General features: G+C 72.1%; 11 protein-coding genes and 1 pseudogene. 5 read left to right on the top strand and 7 right to left on the bottom strand.

Translation table 11 applies throughout. The features are described from left to right. Positions 1-6 precede the first annotated feature (6 nt). Positions 7-2,154 carry a PQQ-binding-like beta-propeller repeat protein gene (locus tag ACIA77_RS32165; protein ID WP_395889777.1) on the bottom strand — a complete coding sequence of 716 codons (2,148 nt, stop codon included), beginning with the start codon at positions 2,152-2,154 and terminating at the stop codon, positions 7-9. A 268-nt stretch (positions 2,155-2,422) separates the two neighbouring features. Here ACIA77_RS32165 and ACIA77_RS32160 point away from each other — a divergent pair, with 268 nt between their 5' ends. Continuing rightward, complete coding sequence (locus ACIA77_RS32160) at positions 2,423-2,938, top strand: nitroreductase family protein (protein WP_395889776.1); 516 nt, start codon at positions 2,423-2,425, stop codon at positions 2,936-2,938. 6 nt (positions 2,939-2,944) lie between these two features. Here the strand turns inward: ACIA77_RS32160 and ACIA77_RS32155 are convergent. The 6 genes and pseudogenes from ACIA77_RS32155 to ACIA77_RS32130 all read right to left on the bottom strand — a co-directional run bounded on the left by ACIA77_RS32155 (position 2,945) and on the right by ACIA77_RS32130 (position 10,870). After that, positions 2,945-3,333 (bottom strand): annotated as a pseudogene (locus tag ACIA77_RS32155) (hypothetical protein). 204 nt (positions 3,334-3,537) lie between these two features. Further along, a complete protein-coding gene (locus tag ACIA77_RS32150) occupies positions 3,538-6,426 on the bottom strand; it encodes an FAD-binding and (Fe-S)-binding domain-containing protein (RefSeq protein WP_395889775.1) in 2,889 nt (962 codons plus the stop codon). Beyond that, on the bottom strand, positions 6,423-7,109 hold the full coding sequence (locus ACIA77_RS32145) for a flavin reductase family protein (RefSeq protein ID WP_395889774.1): 687 nt from the start codon (positions 7,107-7,109) through the stop codon (positions 6,423-6,425). The genes ACIA77_RS32150 and ACIA77_RS32145 overlap by 4 nt, the downstream gene beginning before the upstream one ends. Positions 7,110-7,125: 16 nt before the next feature. Further along, positions 7,126-8,478, bottom strand: coding sequence for a RidA family protein (locus ACIA77_RS32140; protein WP_395889773.1), 1,353 nt, complete (start codon positions 8,476-8,478; stop codon positions 7,126-7,128). 43 nt (positions 8,479-8,521) lie between these two features. Then, positions 8,522-9,856, bottom strand: a complete 1,335-nt coding sequence (locus ACIA77_RS32135) for an MFS transporter (RefSeq protein WP_395889772.1) — start codon at positions 9,854-9,856, stop codon at positions 8,522-8,524. Positions 9,857-10,057: 201 nt separating this feature from the next. Then, positions 10,058-10,870, bottom strand: coding sequence for an IclR family transcriptional regulator (locus ACIA77_RS32130; RefSeq protein ID WP_395889771.1), 813 nt, complete (start codon positions 10,868-10,870; stop codon positions 10,058-10,060). 128 nt (positions 10,871-10,998) lie between these two features. Between ACIA77_RS32130 and ACIA77_RS32125 the strand changes: the two genes are divergently transcribed. From ACIA77_RS32125 to ACIA77_RS32110, 4 genes are read left to right on the top strand one after another with little or no spacing between them, the layout of a single operon-like run. Then, a complete protein-coding gene (locus ACIA77_RS32125) occupies positions 10,999-12,639 on the top strand; it encodes an AMP-binding protein (protein WP_395889770.1) in 1,641 nt (546 codons plus the stop codon). Continuing rightward, positions 12,636-13,634: a cyclase family protein gene (locus ACIA77_RS32120; RefSeq protein ID WP_395889768.1), complete on the top strand. Its 999-nt coding sequence runs from the start codon at positions 12,636-12,638 to the stop codon at positions 13,632-13,634. The genes ACIA77_RS32125 and ACIA77_RS32120 overlap by 4 nt, the downstream gene beginning before the upstream one ends. Before the next feature lie 2 nt (positions 13,635-13,636). Then, positions 13,637-14,044 carry a Zn-ribbon domain-containing OB-fold protein gene (locus ACIA77_RS32115; RefSeq protein WP_395889767.1) on the top strand — a complete coding sequence of 136 codons (408 nt, stop codon included), beginning with the start codon at positions 13,637-13,639 and terminating at the stop codon, positions 14,042-14,044. After that, positions 14,041-15,180, top strand: coding sequence for an acetyl-CoA acetyltransferase (locus tag ACIA77_RS32110; RefSeq protein ID WP_395889766.1), 1,140 nt, complete (start codon positions 14,041-14,043; stop codon positions 15,178-15,180). Before ACIA77_RS32115 ends, ACIA77_RS32110 begins: the two co-directional genes overlap by 4 nt. The last annotated feature ends 112 nt before the right edge of the window (positions 15,181-15,292 follow it).

The raw sequence follows: 15,292 nt of genomic DNA, 5'->3' as shown, positions 1-15,292 counted from the left end.
CGGGTGTCAGGGCAGGGAGATGCCGTGGACGGCACCGTTCTGGTCGCCCACGACGAGCGTCTTGCCGTCGAGCACCGGGCGGCCGAAGGTGTAGACGAGGCTCTGCTGCAGCCAGCCCAGGCGGGCGCCGTCCGCCAGCCGCACGCCGATGACCTTGCCGTCGACGGTCAGGACCCACGCGGTGCCGTCGCTGATCGCGACGCCGGCGTTGAACACGCGCAGCGCGAGGTTGGTCTGCCACAGCTGCTTGCCGGTGGCGAGGTCGACGAGCGTGAGCACCCCCCACTCGGTGGTCAGCAGCACGCTCGTGCCGGTGATCAGCGCCGGGGCGTACATCGCGCTGCCGGCGACGGTCCAGCGCAGCGCGCCCGTGGCGCGGTCGAGGGCGAGGGCGCTGGAGACGGTGGCGACGATGACGACGTCCCCGCCGGTGGCGACGACCGTGTCCCAGCCGCTGTAGAGCGCGATGCGGTGCTCGACGCCGGTGACCATCCGGTAGGCCCAGAGTTCGGCGCCGGTGCGGGCGTCGTGCGCACGGGCGTAGCCGTCGGCCGCCGAGGTGTACACGCGGTCGCCGTCGCTCGCGGCCTGGCCGGAGGAGAACCCGCGGCCGGGCACGGACCAGCGGCGGCGCCCGTCGGCGCCGACGGCGAACAGCGCCTCACCGGCCGAGAAGACGACCTGCTCCTGTCCGTCCACAGTGGTCACCGACGGCGCGCTGAGGACCGGTGCCTGCGCGTCGAAGGCCCACGCCCGGCGTCCGGTGTGGACGTCCAGAGCGTAGAGGTGGTGGTCGGCCGACGGCACGAACGCGAGGTCTTTCCCGACGGCCGGACGGCGGTAGACCGGGCCGAGCTGCGTGCGCCACGCGCGGTGGCCGCCACGATCCAGCGCCGTGACCTCACCGGCCGTCGACGCGGCGAGCACCCGGCCGGTGCGGGCGTCGGCGAGGCTCACGCCGCCCTGTACCGAGCCCGAAAGCTGCTGCTGCCAGCGGCTCGCGGGATCGCCCGTCTTCGCGGGCACGGTGAACAACGCGACCTGCTCCCACCAGCTGCCGTCGGCCGCGCTCACGCGCACCTGCAGGCGCTGGCGGCCGGGCGCGAGAGCGGAGACGTCGACGGTGCCGGTCCAGCGGTCCCTGTCCGCCGCGAGCGGCTGCCAGGCACCGGCGCTGCTGCCGCCGAACACCGCCTGCGGATAGGGCTGGACGCCGACCTGCGTGCCCTGCGCGCGAACCTCGACCGGCAACTGCCCACCGGCGACCGGGTTGAGGTGGACGTAGCGCGGCTGCTGCTCCCGGCCCTGCCCGGCACCGGCCAGCGGGATGGTCGCGAAGGGCGCCTCGGTGTCCGTGCCGTCGGCGGCAACGGTGACGCGCCGGACGGCGAGCACCGGCGTGCCGGCCACGCTCGTCTTCTCGGCCCAGTAGTAGGTGGGCCCGTTGAGGACGGCGTTGAGCGTGACCTGGGTGAGGCCGTTGAAGCGCGTGACGTTCTCGCGGTGCACGTGCCCCGCGACGATGCCGCGCAGGTTGTGCCCGGCGAGGACGTCGAGCACGGCCGGCTGGTCGTCGACGTAGTAGAACTCGTTGCCGAACGGGAAGTGCTGGAACAGCACGACCGGCGTCCCCGGCCGCGTGCCGCGCAGGTCGCGGTCCAGCCAGTCCAGCCCGGCGGGCCCGTAGTGCCCCGGTTCCTGCAGCACCTGCGTCGGATCGAACCCGACGAAGTGCACGCCCCCGGCGTCGAAGGAGTACGGCGTCGGCCCGAAGTGGCCGTGGAACTCCTCCTTCGCCGAGGGGTCCCACCGCGTCTCGTGGTTGCCGGGCGAGTAGTGGATCCTGCCCCGGAGCGCGTCCGGGACGACCGTGCCGTACTGCTCGTACTCGTCGGGCAGCCCGGTGTCGGTGATGTCACCGGAGTGCAGCACGAGATCCGGCTCGCGGCGCGCGATGCTCTGGTACACCAGCGTCAGCCACGCGGTCGACTGCGGGCTCGTGGTGTTCACGTGCGTGTCCGACACCGCCGCGAAGCGCAACCCGCCGCCCCGGGCCGGGGTCACCGCCCCCGCGGGCGCCGCGCCGAGCACCGACGCCAGCCCGGGCACCGCCACCGCCCCCGCGGCCAGTCCCAGGAAACCTCTTCGACCCACGCCGTGCCGGCAGGGCTCGTCGACGATTGCGTTCCTCCGTCCGCGAACCACCACAACCTCCTGAGCCTCACCCGATCGGGTTACACGGGGCTTGCGCGCCGAAGTGGTATCGCTGAACGCCGGGCCAAGCTCTGCCGGGCTCGTGAGCCCGGCCGGAGAACCGATTCGCCCGGTATGTCAAGGACTGCACGGTCACGGCTCCCCGCGGATCGGCGGGGCGTGGCAGCCTGGGGCACAGACGAGGCCCGTCGCGATCGGAGGTCTGACGATGGAGGCTTGGGACGCGATCCGCGCCCGGCGGAACGTGCGGAGTTACTCGGCGGAGCCGGTGCCGGACGAGCACCTCACGCGGATCGCCGAGGCCGGGTGGCGGGCGCCGTCCGCGTCGAACCGGCAACACTGGGACTTCGTGCTCGTCACGGACCGGGAGCAGCTGGCCGAACTGTCGACGGTCTGGCAGGGCGCGGGGCACATCGCCGGCGCGCAGGCCGCGATCGCACTGGTCGTGCCGGAGCCGGCGGACGAGCGGACGTGCGTGGTGGACCAGTACGACCTCGGGCAGGCCACGTACGCGATGATGCTGGCGGCCACGGACCTCGGCATCGGCACCGGGCACTCCTCGGTCGGCGACCAGGCGAAGGCGCGGCACCTCCTGGGCGTGCCGGACACGCACGTCGTGTCGTTCCTGCTCGGCATCGGGCACCCGGCGGACCGGCCGCTGCGGCCGATCACCAAGCCCTCGCGCCGGCCGTTCGACGAGGTCGTCCACCGCGGCCGGTGGTGACGCGGGTCAGCCGGCGACCGGCCAGGCCCACGCGGCGTCCGCGCCCCAGCTGACCAGCAGGCGCAACGCGTCCGCCGGCGCCGAAGCCGGTTCGGTGTGGTAGAGCGACAACGCCTGCTCGTGGTCGCCTGGCAAGCTGAAGGTCTCGTAGTACGCGGTCAGTTCGCCGACGAGCGGGTGGTGCAGCCGCAGGGTGTCGTGGGTCTTGCGCCGGACGTTGTGCGCCGCCCACCTCCTGCGGAAGTCCTCGCTCTTCAGCGACAGCTCGCCGACCACCTCGGCCGGCAGCGGGTCGTCCGGTGCCGGCCGGCGTCGAGGCGCAGCCGGCCGACGACGTCGGCGGCCTTGGCCTCCCAGTCGGCGAACAGGCTCTGCGCCGCCGGATCCAGGAACACCAGCCGCGCCCAGTTGCGCTCGTGAGGCGGCGGCGGTGCTGTTCCAGGCGAGGATGTCCGTGCGCCGGCCCCACACGTAGGCGGGCACGCCGTCGAGCGCCGACGGCAGCTGCGCCAGCACGGGTCGCACGCGCCCGCGCTGGGTGGTAGTCACGCGAGGCGCGGCACCGCCGCCCGCGAGCACCGGACGTCCACTGTAGACGCTCAATGCCGGCGCGGATCCAGCAGCTGCGCCAGGTGCAGGCTCTCCCGATGCGGCTCGAGCTGCCGGACCTGCATCGAGCAGCTGAACCCGTCGGTGAGCACCGGCGTGCCGGGCGGGGTCTCGGCCAGCGCCGGGACCAGCGCCTGCTCCGCCACCCGCATCGACACGGCGTAGTGGTCGGCCTCGAACCCGAAGTTCCCCGCCACCCCACAGCATCCGGTGGCTTCGCGCACGCGCGCCACCCCGAGCCGCGCGAGCGCGCGGCGCTGCACCGCCGCGCCGAACGTCGAGTACTCGTGGCAGTGGGTCTGCACCGTGACCTCGGCCGGCACCGGCGGCGGTGTCCACCCCGCGGCAACCCATTCCGTCACGGCTTCGGCGAAGCTGCGCACGCGGTCCGAAACCCGTTCGGCGGCGGCGGAACCCAGCAGTTCCGGCAGGTCTTTCTTCAGCGCCGCCGCACAGCTGGGTTCGAGGACGACGATCGGCGTCTCCGTCCCGTCGTCCAGCTTGCGGACCGCCCGGGCCATGGTCTTCTTCGCGATCCCGAGCTGCCCGGTCGAGATCCAGGTCAGCCCGCAGCACGCGCCGGTCGAGCAGGACGCGGTGCGCCCGGCGTCGGCGGCCACCCGGATCGCCGCGCCCGCCACCTCGGGCCGGAACCCCTTCGTGAAGGAGTCCACGAACAGCACGACGTCCGCCGGTCCCCGTGGTGGGCCGAGTTCCCGGCGCAGTTCCCGCCGTGACGCGAACCTCGGCAGCCGCCGGTGCGTCGTCAGCCCGCCGAGCCGGGCGAACACCTTCCCGAGCGCCGACGCGAGCACGACGTTCACCGGACCGCTGAGCCAGGCGGTCAGTTCGAGCCACACCGGCAGCCAGCCGAGCGAGTAGTGCGACCGCGGCCGCCGGCGCCGCCGGTAGTAGTGGGCGAAGAACTCCGCCTTGTAGGTGGCCAGATCCACGCCCGCCGGACAGTCGTGCGAGCACGCTTTGCACGCCAGGCACAGGTCCAGCGCGTCCCGGACCTCGGCCGACGCCCACCCCTGCTCGACCGTCGGCGCGCCGCGCACCATGTCCTGCAGCACCCGCGCCCGCCCCCGCGTCGAATCCTTCTCGTCCCGCGTCGCGCGGAAGCTGGGGCACATCACCCCGCCGGAGTCGGAACGGCACCGGCCGACCCCGATGCAGCCCTGCACCGCGTGCGCCCAGCCGGCCGTCCCTTGCGCGGGGCTCAGGGTGAAGTGCGTGCGCCAGTCGCGGCTCGGGACGCCGGCCAGGGCGAGGTTCTCGTCGAACGGCGCCGGATCGGTGATCGAGCCGGGGTTGAGCAGGCCGGTGTCGTCCCAGATCCGCCGGAACTGAGCGAACGCGGCGAGCATCGCGGGTGAGTACATCGTGCCGAGCAGCTCGGACCGGGCGCGGCCGTCGCCGTGTTCACCGGAGAGCGATCCGCCGTGCCGCACCACGAGCCGGGCCGCGGCTTCGGTGAACGCCCGGAACGTCGCCCGGCCCGCTTCGCTGCGCAGGTCGTAGGTGATGCGGATGTGCATGCAGCCGGCCCCGAAGTGGCCGTACATGATGCCGGTCAGGTCGTGCTCGCGCAGCAGTTCGCGGAAGTCCGCCAGGTAACCGGCGAGATCGCCGGGCGCGACCGCGGAATCCTCCCACCCCGGCCACGATTCGCCCCCGCTCGCGGGCCGGTACGAGAGTCCGGCGCCGTCCTCGCGCACCCGCCACAACGCCGCGCGTTCGGCCGGGTCCGGCACCGCCCGCCCGGCCACGAGCCGGCCGTTCTCCCCCAGCCGCGCCACGAGCCGCTTCGCCGTCTCCGCGACCTCGGCGGGATCGTCGCCGTCGAGGTCGACGTAGAGGAACGCTTTCCCCTCCGGCAACCCGCCGACCGCGTCGGGGCCCCGGCGCAGCCGCATCGTGTCCACGATGGACTGATCCATCCCCTCGACCGCCGCGGGCGAGAACTCGAGGATCGCCGGCACGTCCCGCGCGGCCTCGACGACATCCGCGTAACCCAGGCACACCAGCAACGCCGCCGGCGGCTTCGGCACGAGTTTCACCCGCGCCCGCACCACGACCGCGCACGTCCCCTCGGACCCGACCAGCGCCCGGGCCACGTCGAACCCGTGCTCCGGCAACAGAGTGGCGAGGTGGTAGCCCGAAACCTGGCGCGGGATGCGGCCCAGCTCGGTGCGCAACGGAGCCAAGTTCGCCTGCACCAAGGCCGCCAGCTGGGCCTCGAGCTCGGCTGCCCGGCTGACGGAGTACCCGTCTTCGGGATCCGCCGCGCGCAGCCCGCCGCGGTGGGCGGTCAGCCGGGCGCCGTCGCCGGTGACTACGTCCAGCTCCACGACGTGGTCCGAGGTCCGCCCGTAGCGCACCGAGTGGTTGCCGCACGCGTCGTTGCCGATCGCCCCGCCCACGGTGGCCCGGGTCTTCGACGACGGGTCGGGCGCGAACGTCAGCCGTCCCGCCGTTTCCCGCTCGACTGCCTGCGACAGCTGCGACAACACCACCCCGGCGTCTACATCGGCCACACGCGCGTCCTCGTCGATCGAGTGCACCCGCGTGAGGTACCGCGAAAAGTCCAGCACCACGCCGGGGCCGACGGCGTTGCCCGCCATCGACGTCCCGCCGCCGCGGCTCGTCAGCGGCGTGCCCGTCTCCCGGCACCCGCGCACCGCGGAAGCCACCTCGCCGGCGTCGCGCGGGAACACCACCGCGAGCGGCGCGACGCGGTAGTTCGACGCGTCGTAGGCATACTCCGACACGCGGCGGGCGTCGGCCTCGACCGCCAGCCCCGCGCCGGCCAGCTTGGCCACGACCGGCGCCGGTCCCGGGTCGACCGGGGCCGGCGCCGGCTCGTGCCGCGTCACCTCTGCCACACCACGCGCGAGGCCAGGCCCAGCTCCGGGTCCGCGAGGCTGGCCGCCCGCGGGACGACGTTCATCTCCGTGGTGAACGTCGGCCCCGGCATGCGGCCCAGCGGCCGCAGCTTCAGCGGATCCGGCTTGCAGTCGCCGGCGACGAGGCCTTCGCGGAAGTGCGCGTAGACGACCGTGCCCATCACCCACGTGCTCGCCCCGAGGTCGATCGCCGAGTGCAGTACGCACTCGAAGTTCACCGGGGCCTCGGCGATGCGCGGCACCGCGACGCGCTCGCTCGCCAGCGGGGTGAGGCCGGCGGCCGCGAACTCGTCGACGTCCGGCGCGTACTCGATCGACGTGATCACGAGTTCGTCCAGCACCTGCGCGCACGGGATGTTGACGACGAACTCGCGGTGGGCGCGCACGAACGTCAGCGTGTCCTTGTCGCCCTTGCCCGCAACCAGCGACTTCGACACCGAGAACCCCAGCATCGGCGGGTCCGACGACACGATGGTGAAGAAGCTGAACGGGGCGATGTTGGGCACGCCGTCCGGCGACAGGCAGGACACCCACGCCAGCGGCCGGGGCACGACGGCGCCGCACAGCAGCTTGTAGTTCTGCAGCGGGGTCAGCTCCGCGGGGTCGTACCCCCGCGTCCGTCGCTCCACCGGTGCCTCCACCTCACTGGTCACGTTCCGTCCACCTCCGTCAGCGGTGCCGTGCGACGACTTCGATCTCGATGGACGCCTCCCCGAAGGGCGAGGTGTCCACGATCGGCACGAACGTGGTGGGCGGCAACGTCGGGCCGAACACCATCGTGCCGACGCGCTCGACGACCGCCCGCTCGGTCGCGTCCTTCAGGTACACGGTCTGGTGGACCACGTCACCGAGGCCGAGACCGTAAGCTTCGAGGTACTCGGTGTGCAACTGGTAGACGTACCAGGCCTTCGCGCGGATGCCGGTGTCCGCCTCGAGATGACCGAACGCCAGGCGGCGGCTCTGCCCGGTCAGCTCGGCGTTGCGGTCGACCAGCCGGCGGTTCGGGCCGTCGATCGGCACCTCGCCACACGTGAACACCAGGCCACCGCCGCGGACGGCGCCGACGTAGTAGCGCGCGATGTCGGCCTGCGGCAACCGGATCTCCTTCGCGTCACCACCGGAGCGCGGCAGGTACGCGACGGCCTCGAACGCGATGCGCGCCGCCGGGTCGGGCAGGCCGCCGATGCTCAGGCCGGTGCTCGCGACGAGCCGCTTCTCGTTGTGGTCGGACAAGGCCTGGCGCGCGAGGACGACGGGGCCGTAGTAGCGCATCGATTCGGGCAGCCAGCCGTTGACCTTCAGCACGTCTTCGACGCCACCGCCCGCGGCTTCGAGCGCGGCGTCCACCTTCTGGAACAGCGTCCACGACTGCCGCAGCGCCTCGGCGCCCTTGGGCGTGCTGAATTCCAGCGCCGCCAGGTCGTCCGGCAGCGCGCCGAGCCGCGACGGGGCGGCCGGAGGTTCGACCCCCGTGGTGCTCGGGACGAACACGTAGTCGCCCGCGCGCACGACCGTGCTGCCGCCTTCGCCCTCGACGACCTCAACGCCGCCCGCACCGGTGTAGGCGACGGCGTCGAGGTAGACCTCGATCCGGTCGTCGAGGCCCTTCGACGACACCAGCACGACGCTGAGCGCGGGCCGGTGAGCGCCGAGGCGTTCGGCGACCACCCGCTTGACCACGGCGATGTTCTCGCGGTCGGCGACGAACAGGCGCAACCGCGCGAGGGCACCCAGGTCGAGGCCGTAGCTGGCGAGCACCTCACCGAGTTCGTCGAAGACGCGGTACGCCTGCGCTGCGGCGGGCTCTTCCGGGACGTCGATCAGCATCTGGTCGCGGCGCACAGCCGCACCGTCGGCCTCGACCTGCGCGAACGAGCGCACGATCTCACCGGAGGGCAGGTGCGGGGTGACGGCGCCGACGAACACCAGGTCCGCCGCGCTGTCGGCGACCTTGCTGAACGGGCCGATGAGCCGGCCGCGGCCGTCTTCCGTGCTCGTGACGGTGGATTCTTGCTGCCCCATGGGGCCTCCTTCTGGTTGTGCGGAACGGGGAGGGGATCGCGGCTCAGCCGCGGGGAACGCCGGACGCCTCGGCCGCCCGGGTCGCGCCGGCCGCGGCGGCGGTCCCGGTGGCGTAGAGGTCGCGCCGGAAGACTTCGGTGATCGTGCAGACCGCAGCGAACGTGATCACCGCGAGCACACACAGGTAGAGCGACACCGACCAGCTGCGGCCGGTGAGGGCGACCAGCGTCGCCATGATCGTCGGGGCGAACCCGCCGGCGACCACCGACGCGATCTGGTACCCGAGGCTGGCGCCGGAGAAGCGCACCTCCGCCGGGAACATCTCGACGAACATCGCGGCGAGCGGGCCGTACATCGACGCGTGGATCACGTACGCGACGACCAGGCCGAGGCCGAGCAGCCAGCGGTTTCCGGTGTCGGCGAGCAGGAACAGCGGCCACGCCCACACGGCCATGCCGGCGGTGCCGGCGAGGAACAGCTTCTTGCGGCCCGTGCGATCGCTGAGCCAGCCGAAGAACGGGAGCGCGACGACCTGCACCAGTCCGGCGCCCATGACCAGCGCCAGCACGGTGCTGCGGGGCAGTTCGAGCACGCGGCTGCCGTAGTCGACCATGCCGGTGCTCAGGACGTAGAACGCCGCGTTGCCGACCAGGAACGCGCCGGCGGCCTGGACCACGGACTTGCGGTGCGTCTTGAGGACCTCGACGAGCGGCCGTTTCACCGGCGCCGTGTGGGCCGCCTTCGCTTCGCGCAAGTGGAGGAACACCGGCGTCTCCTCGATGCGCCGCTGCACGTACATGCCGAACAGCACCACGGCGAACCCGGCGAGGAACGGGATCCGCCAGCCCCACGAGCGGAAACTCGCGTCGGACAGCAGCACGGTGAGCACGAGGAAGATGCCGTTGGCGAGCGCGGCGCCGAGGCACGCGCCCAGCTGGCCGAGGCTGCCGTAGAACCCGCGCAGCCGCACGGGTGCGTGCTCGGTCAGCAGCAGCGCGCCGCCGGCCCACTGCGCGCCGACGCCCAGGCCTTGGACGAGCCGCAGCAGCACGAGCAGCACCGGCGCGATGAAGCCGACGGCGGCGTGCGTGGGCAGCACGCCGATCAGCGTCGTCGCGGTGCCCATGACCACCATGGCGAGCACGAGGGTCGGGCGCCGGCCCCAGCGGTCGCCCAGGTGGCCGGCGACGATGCCGCCCACCGGGCGCGCCAGGAACCCCACGGCGAGCGTGCCGAACGCGGCGATGGTGCCGACGGCGGCGTTCTGGTCGGGGAAGAACAGCGGGCCGAGCACGAGGGCCGCCGCAGTGGTGTAGACGTAGAAGTCCAGCCACTCGGCCGTCGTCGCCGCGACGCCGGCGATCGCGATCCGGCGCATCGCACGCTGGTCTCCCTGATGTGACGACGTCGGCGTTGACGCGGTCATGAGCGCACCTCCTGGCGAGCAGGGGAAGGGAAAGGTGCCCGGCCGCCCCGTCACGGCGAATCCCTCGCGATCGTGCGGGCTAACTCCCGAGCGTGCTCGTAGTCTGTGGCCCGCACCAGATCAAGTCAAGACACTGTCTCATGATTTCTTGACTCATTCGCCCCACGTGCCGAGGTAACCGAGACGCCGGGACAGCTGCCGGCCCGCGTCGAGGATCGCCTGCCCCACCTTGTCCACCGGCAGGAGCTCGAGCCGGTCGCCCGGCATGCTCAGCGTGATCGACCCCGCGCACGTCCCGCTCGCGTCGAAGAACGGTGTGGCGACGCCGGCGCCGTTGCGCACCCAGCGCCCACGGCTGACCGAATAGCCCAGCTTCCGGTCGCGCTCGAGCGTTTCCCGGTACTCGCCGACGTCGACGATGCTGTTGGGCGTGTGCCGGTCCAGCCCTTCGGCGAAGACGAGTTCGACCTCGCCGGCCGGCATGCCGCAGAGGATCGCGGTGCCGGCCGCACCCGTGGTGAGCCGGACCGGCTTGCCCAGTTCCAGCACGTAGCGGATCGGCTGGTCGCAGTCGATCTTCTCGCGGAACACCAGCCGGTGGTGCTGGCGCACGGCCAGGTAACAGGTCTCGTTGTAGCGGTCGACGATGTCCTGCAGGATCGGCCTCGCCGCGTTCCACAGGCTGTCGCGATCGCGCAGCACCGCGACCAGCGAGAACAGCCGGGAGCCCGCCGAGTACACGCCGCGCTCCCCCGTCTGCTCGACCCAGCCGAGCTCTTCCAGCTGGGCCAGGATCCGGCTGACCGCACTGCGGTCGATGCCCGTCTGGCGCGCCGCCTCCCGCACGCCGATCCCCGCTTCGTGCGCCGCGACCAGCTCGACCAGCACCACCGCCCGGTCCAGCACGCCCGGGCGCCCGGCGCCCGCCTTGCCGCCGTCTCGCACGGCGGCGCTCTCGTGAACCACCACGGGTCCTTCCCCTTCTCGTCCAATTCCGAAGTTCGTTCGCGACAGTGTCTCACTCAGAGCCTTGACAGCGCGAGCACGGCATGCAATTTTCGAGACACAGTCTTGGTGGACGAGACATTGGAGACGTGGTGGATCTGGACAAGCTGAACGTCCGCGACTTCCTCGACGCTGCGGCAGCCCGCAACCCCGACCGGACCTTCCTCATCTGGCAGGACGAGGAACAGACCTACGCGCAGTTCGCGGCGAAGGTCGACGCGGCCGCGGCCGTGTGGTGGGACCTGGGCGTGCGCAAGGGCGACCGGGTCGCGTTCATGGCCGGCAATTCGCCCGGCTTCCTGCACGCCTGGCTCGGCCTGGCGAAGCTCGGCGCGATCCTGGTGGCGGTGAACACCGGGTTCAAACTGGCCGAAGCCCGGTACCTGGTCGAACACTCCGAGGCGGTCGCGGCGCTCGTGGACCCCGAGCACGCCGGCTTCTTCACCGAAATCCGGCGCACGGCGCCGACCCTGCGGACGCTGTGCGGCCTCGGCGACGCCGGCGGCGGGTTCACGGACTTCCTCGAGGCGATGAACCGGGTCGGCCCGGCGGCGGTGCCTGCGGTGGACCTGCGCGGCGACGACGTCATCTCGCTCATCTACACCTCGGGCACCACCGGGCGCCCCAAGGGCGTGATGCAGACGCACCGCAACTACGTGCTGACCGGGCAGGCCTACCCGCACTGGATGAACATGGCGAAGGGCGATCGCGTGTACGCCTGCCTCCCGCTGTTCCACATCAACTCGCAGGCGTACTCGACCATGGGCGCCATCGGCGCGGAGGGCGCGCTCGTGCTCGCGCCGCGGTTCAGCGCGAGCCGGTTCTGGCCGGAGGTGCGCAAGCACCGCGTGAACGTGTTCAACTACATCGGCGCGATGGCGGTGATCCTCAGCAAGAGCCACCCGTCGCCCGAGGACAAGGACCACCACGTGCGCACCGCGTACGGGGTGCCGGCGCTGCCGTTCGAAGTCCGGGAGCAGGTCGAGCAGCGCTTCGGCCTCGCGGCGATCTCCGGGTTCGGCATGAGCGAGACCACCTACGGCCTGCTCGAACCCGGCGGCGAACCGCGCCGGCCCGGCACGATGGGCGTCCCCCGCCACCACCCCGACCCGTCGGTGCCGCGCACCGAAGCGCGCATCGTCGACAAACTCGGCAACGAAGTCGGCCCGGGAGAGGTCGGCGAGCTCGTGCTCAAGAACGCCGCCATGATGCTCGGCTACTTCCGCGACGAAGAGCGCACGGCCGAAGCCCTGCGCGACGGCTGGCTGCACACCGGCGACAGCGCCTGGCGCGACGAGGACGGCTGGTTCTACTTCGTCGACCGGGTCAAGGACATCATCCGCCGGCGCGGGGAGAACGTGTCGTCGCTGGAGGTCGAACAGACCCTCAACGCGCACCCCGGCGTGCGGGCCTCCGCGGTGATCGGCGTGCCGTCGGACCTGCTCGACGAGGACATCTGCGCGATCGTCGTCCCCCAGCCGGGACACGCGCCGACCGTCGACGAACTCGTCACCTGGTGCACGGAACGCTTGGCGCGCTTCAAGGTTCCGCGCTACGTCGAGTTCGTCACCGAGATCCCGATGACCTCGACGGCCAAGATCGAAAAGCACCGGCTCCGCAGCGGCGACTACGCCCGCGGCGAGCGCCTCGACATCGGCGAGGCGGCCACCCGGCTGTCCGCCCCCGTGACCGCGGGCCGCGGTTCGTCCCGAAGCTCGGAGGAAGCATGAGCACCGAAACCACGAACCGGGCCGCCGGCGCCGGGACCACCCCGGACGTCGAAACCGTGCGCGCGCTCATCGCCGAGCACAACAACTGGGGGCGCTGGGGCGCCGACGACCAGGTGGGCACGCTCAACCACGTCACGCCCGCGCACCTCGTCGAAGCCGCGGCCACGATCCGGACGGGCAAACGGTTCTCGCTCGCGCTGCCCTTCGACGCCGACGGCCCGCAGCGCGGCGGTTTCGGCCGCTTCAACCCGGTGCACCTGATGTTCCGCGACGGCGGCGACATCGCGACCGGCACGATCGTCGACGACTTCTACGGCGGCAAGGACCGCCACTGCCGTGGCACCGACGACCTGATCATCATGCCGCTGCAGTCGGGCACGCAGTGGGACGCGCTGGCGCACATCCTGTTCGACGGCACCATGTACAACGGCTACCAGCCGACCGCCGTCACCAGCAAAGGCGCCACCCGCAACGACATCGCGCAGGCCGCCGACCGCATCGCCGGCCGCGGGGTGCTGCTGGACCTGCCGCGGTTCAAGGGCGTCGACGCGCTCGCGGACGGTTACGCCATCTCGTCGGCGGACCTGGACGGCTGCGCGGCGAGCCAGGACGTGGAGGTGCGCCCGGGCGATTTCGTACTGATCCGCACAGGACAACTGCAGGCAAGGCGTGGCGCGTGGGGCGACTACGCCGGGGGCAGCGCGCCCGGGATGGGCCTCGACAGCGTGCCGTGGGTCGCCCGCAACGAGATCGCCGGCCTGGCCACCGACACGTGGGGCATGGAGGTGCTGCCCAACGAGACGCCCGACGTCTTCCAGCCGCTGCACTGCGTTTTCCTCGTGGGGATGGGCCTCTACGTCGGTGAGATCTTCGACCTGGAGACGCTGGCCGGCGACTGCGCCGCCGACGGGCGGTACGAGTTCTTCTTCTGCGCGCCGCCGCTGCCGTTCAGCCGCGCGGTCGGCTCGCCGGTCAACCCGATGGCGATCAAGTAGCCATGACCACACCCCCGACACCCACGCCCCGCGGCGAAGAACGCGTCTACTTCGACGCCGCGGCCGAGCGGCGGCTGACCTACCAGACCTGCGACACGTGCGGGTCGGCCGTGTTCTACCTGCGCGCCGTGTGCCCCCACTGCGGCGGGGAAAGCTTGCGGCTGCGGGATTCCGCGGGCCACGGCACGGTCTACAGCTACACCGTGCAGCGCCGGGCGAGCCACCCGTACTTCGCGGACCGGACGCCGATGACCCTGGCGCTCGTGGACCTCGACGAGGGGTTCCGGCTGCTGGCCGACGTCACCGGTGAGGCCACCCTCGAGGTCGGCACACCCGTCGAAGTCGTGTTCGGCGAAGACCCGATGCTGCCGCACTTCCGGGCCCGCACCCGAGAGGAGGGAACGCAGTGACGATCCGCGGCAAGACCGCCATCGCCGGGATGGCCGAGGTCGACCCGTTCCAGACGAACGGCCGCTCCCCCGCCGGGCTCGCGGCCGTGGCGTCGAAACGGGCGCTCGACGACGCCGGACTTGCGTTGTCCGATGTGGACGGTTTGTTCACCACGTCGTCGTACTACTCGATGCCGACGCTCACCATGAGCGAGTACCTCGGCATCAACCCGAGGTTCACCGACTCGACGGCGCTCGGCGGCTGCTCGTTCATCGCCCACCTCGGACACGCCGCCGCGGCGATCGAAGCGGGGCTGTGCGACGTCGCGCTCGTCTGCTACGGCAGCACGCAGCGCAGCGACCGCGGAAAGCTCGTGAGCAACGCCGAATGGCTCGCCTACGAGCAACCGTACGGCCTGCTGCACCCGGTGGGCAGCTTCGGGCTGATCGCGAACCGGCACCGGGCGCAGTACGGGACCACGAGCGAGCAGCTGGCGCAGGTCGCCGTCGCGGCGCGCGAGTGGGCGCTGCTGAACCCGGACGCACCGTACCCGAAGCCGCTCACGGTGGAGGACGTGCTGACCTCCACGCCGATCGCCGACCCACTGCACAAATTGGACTGCTGCCTCGTCACCGACGGCGGCGCCGCGGTGGTGCTCACCTCGGCCGAGCGGGCCCGGGACCTGGCGAAGCCGCCCGTCTACCTGCTCGGCACGGGCGAAGCCACCAACCACCGCAACATCTCGCAGATGCCGGACCTCACCACCACGGAGGCGCGGCACAGCGCGCAGCGGGCGATGGCCATGGCCGGGGTGACGCACGCCGATCTCGACACGGCGCACGTGTACGACGCGTTCACCATCAGCCTGCTGATCCTGCTGGAGGACCTCGGGTTCTGCGCCAAGGGCGAGGGCGGCCCGTTCGTCGCGGACGGCCACACCGCGCCCGGCGGGTCACTGGCGCTCAACACCAACGGCGGTGGCCTGTCGTACACGCACCCGGGCATGCTCGGGCTGTTCCTCATCACCGAGGCGGTCCGCCAGCTGCGCGGTGAGGCCGGCGCGCGCCAGAAGCCGGGCGCGAGCGTGTCGCTCGTGCACGGCATGGGGCTCACGCTGGCGGCGCACGCGACGGCGGTCCTCGGCACCACGCCGTAACGAGCCTGTCCCCGCCAGGCGCTGGCACGGCGAGGTACTGGTTGCGCGGCAGCCTCCGCGCGACGCTGGACCCCGGTGTTTCCCCGTGGGAACACCGCGTCCGGCCGGGTGG

Origin of the sequence: Amycolatopsis sp. NPDC051903, from assembly GCF_044452505.1 — a bacterium.
Classification (GTDB): Bacteria; Actinomycetota; Actinomycetes; order Mycobacteriales; family Pseudonocardiaceae; genus Amycolatopsis.
The sequence above is the reverse complement of the archived record's forward strand: the minus strand, read 5'-3'. Positions and strand labels throughout refer to the sequence as shown.

Coding starts and splice junctions, on each gene's coding strand:
- ACIA77_RS32160 (WP_395889776.1), top strand. CDS start 2,423: ATGGAGGCTTGGGACGCGATCCGCGCCCGGCGGAACGTGCGGAGTTAC.
- ACIA77_RS32140 (WP_395889773.1), bottom strand. CDS start 8,478: ATGGGGCAGCAAGAATCCACCGTCACGAGCACGGAAGACGGCCGCGGC.
- ACIA77_RS32135 (WP_395889772.1), bottom strand. CDS start 9,856: ATGCGCCGGATCGCGATCGCCGGCGTCGCGGCGACGACGGCCGAGTGG.
- ACIA77_RS32120 (WP_395889768.1), top strand. CDS start 12,636: ATGAGCACCGAAACCACGAACCGGGCCGCCGGCGCCGGGACCACCCCG.
- ACIA77_RS32115 (WP_395889767.1), top strand. CDS start 13,637: ATGACCACACCCCCGACACCCACGCCCCGCGGCGAAGAACGCGTCTAC.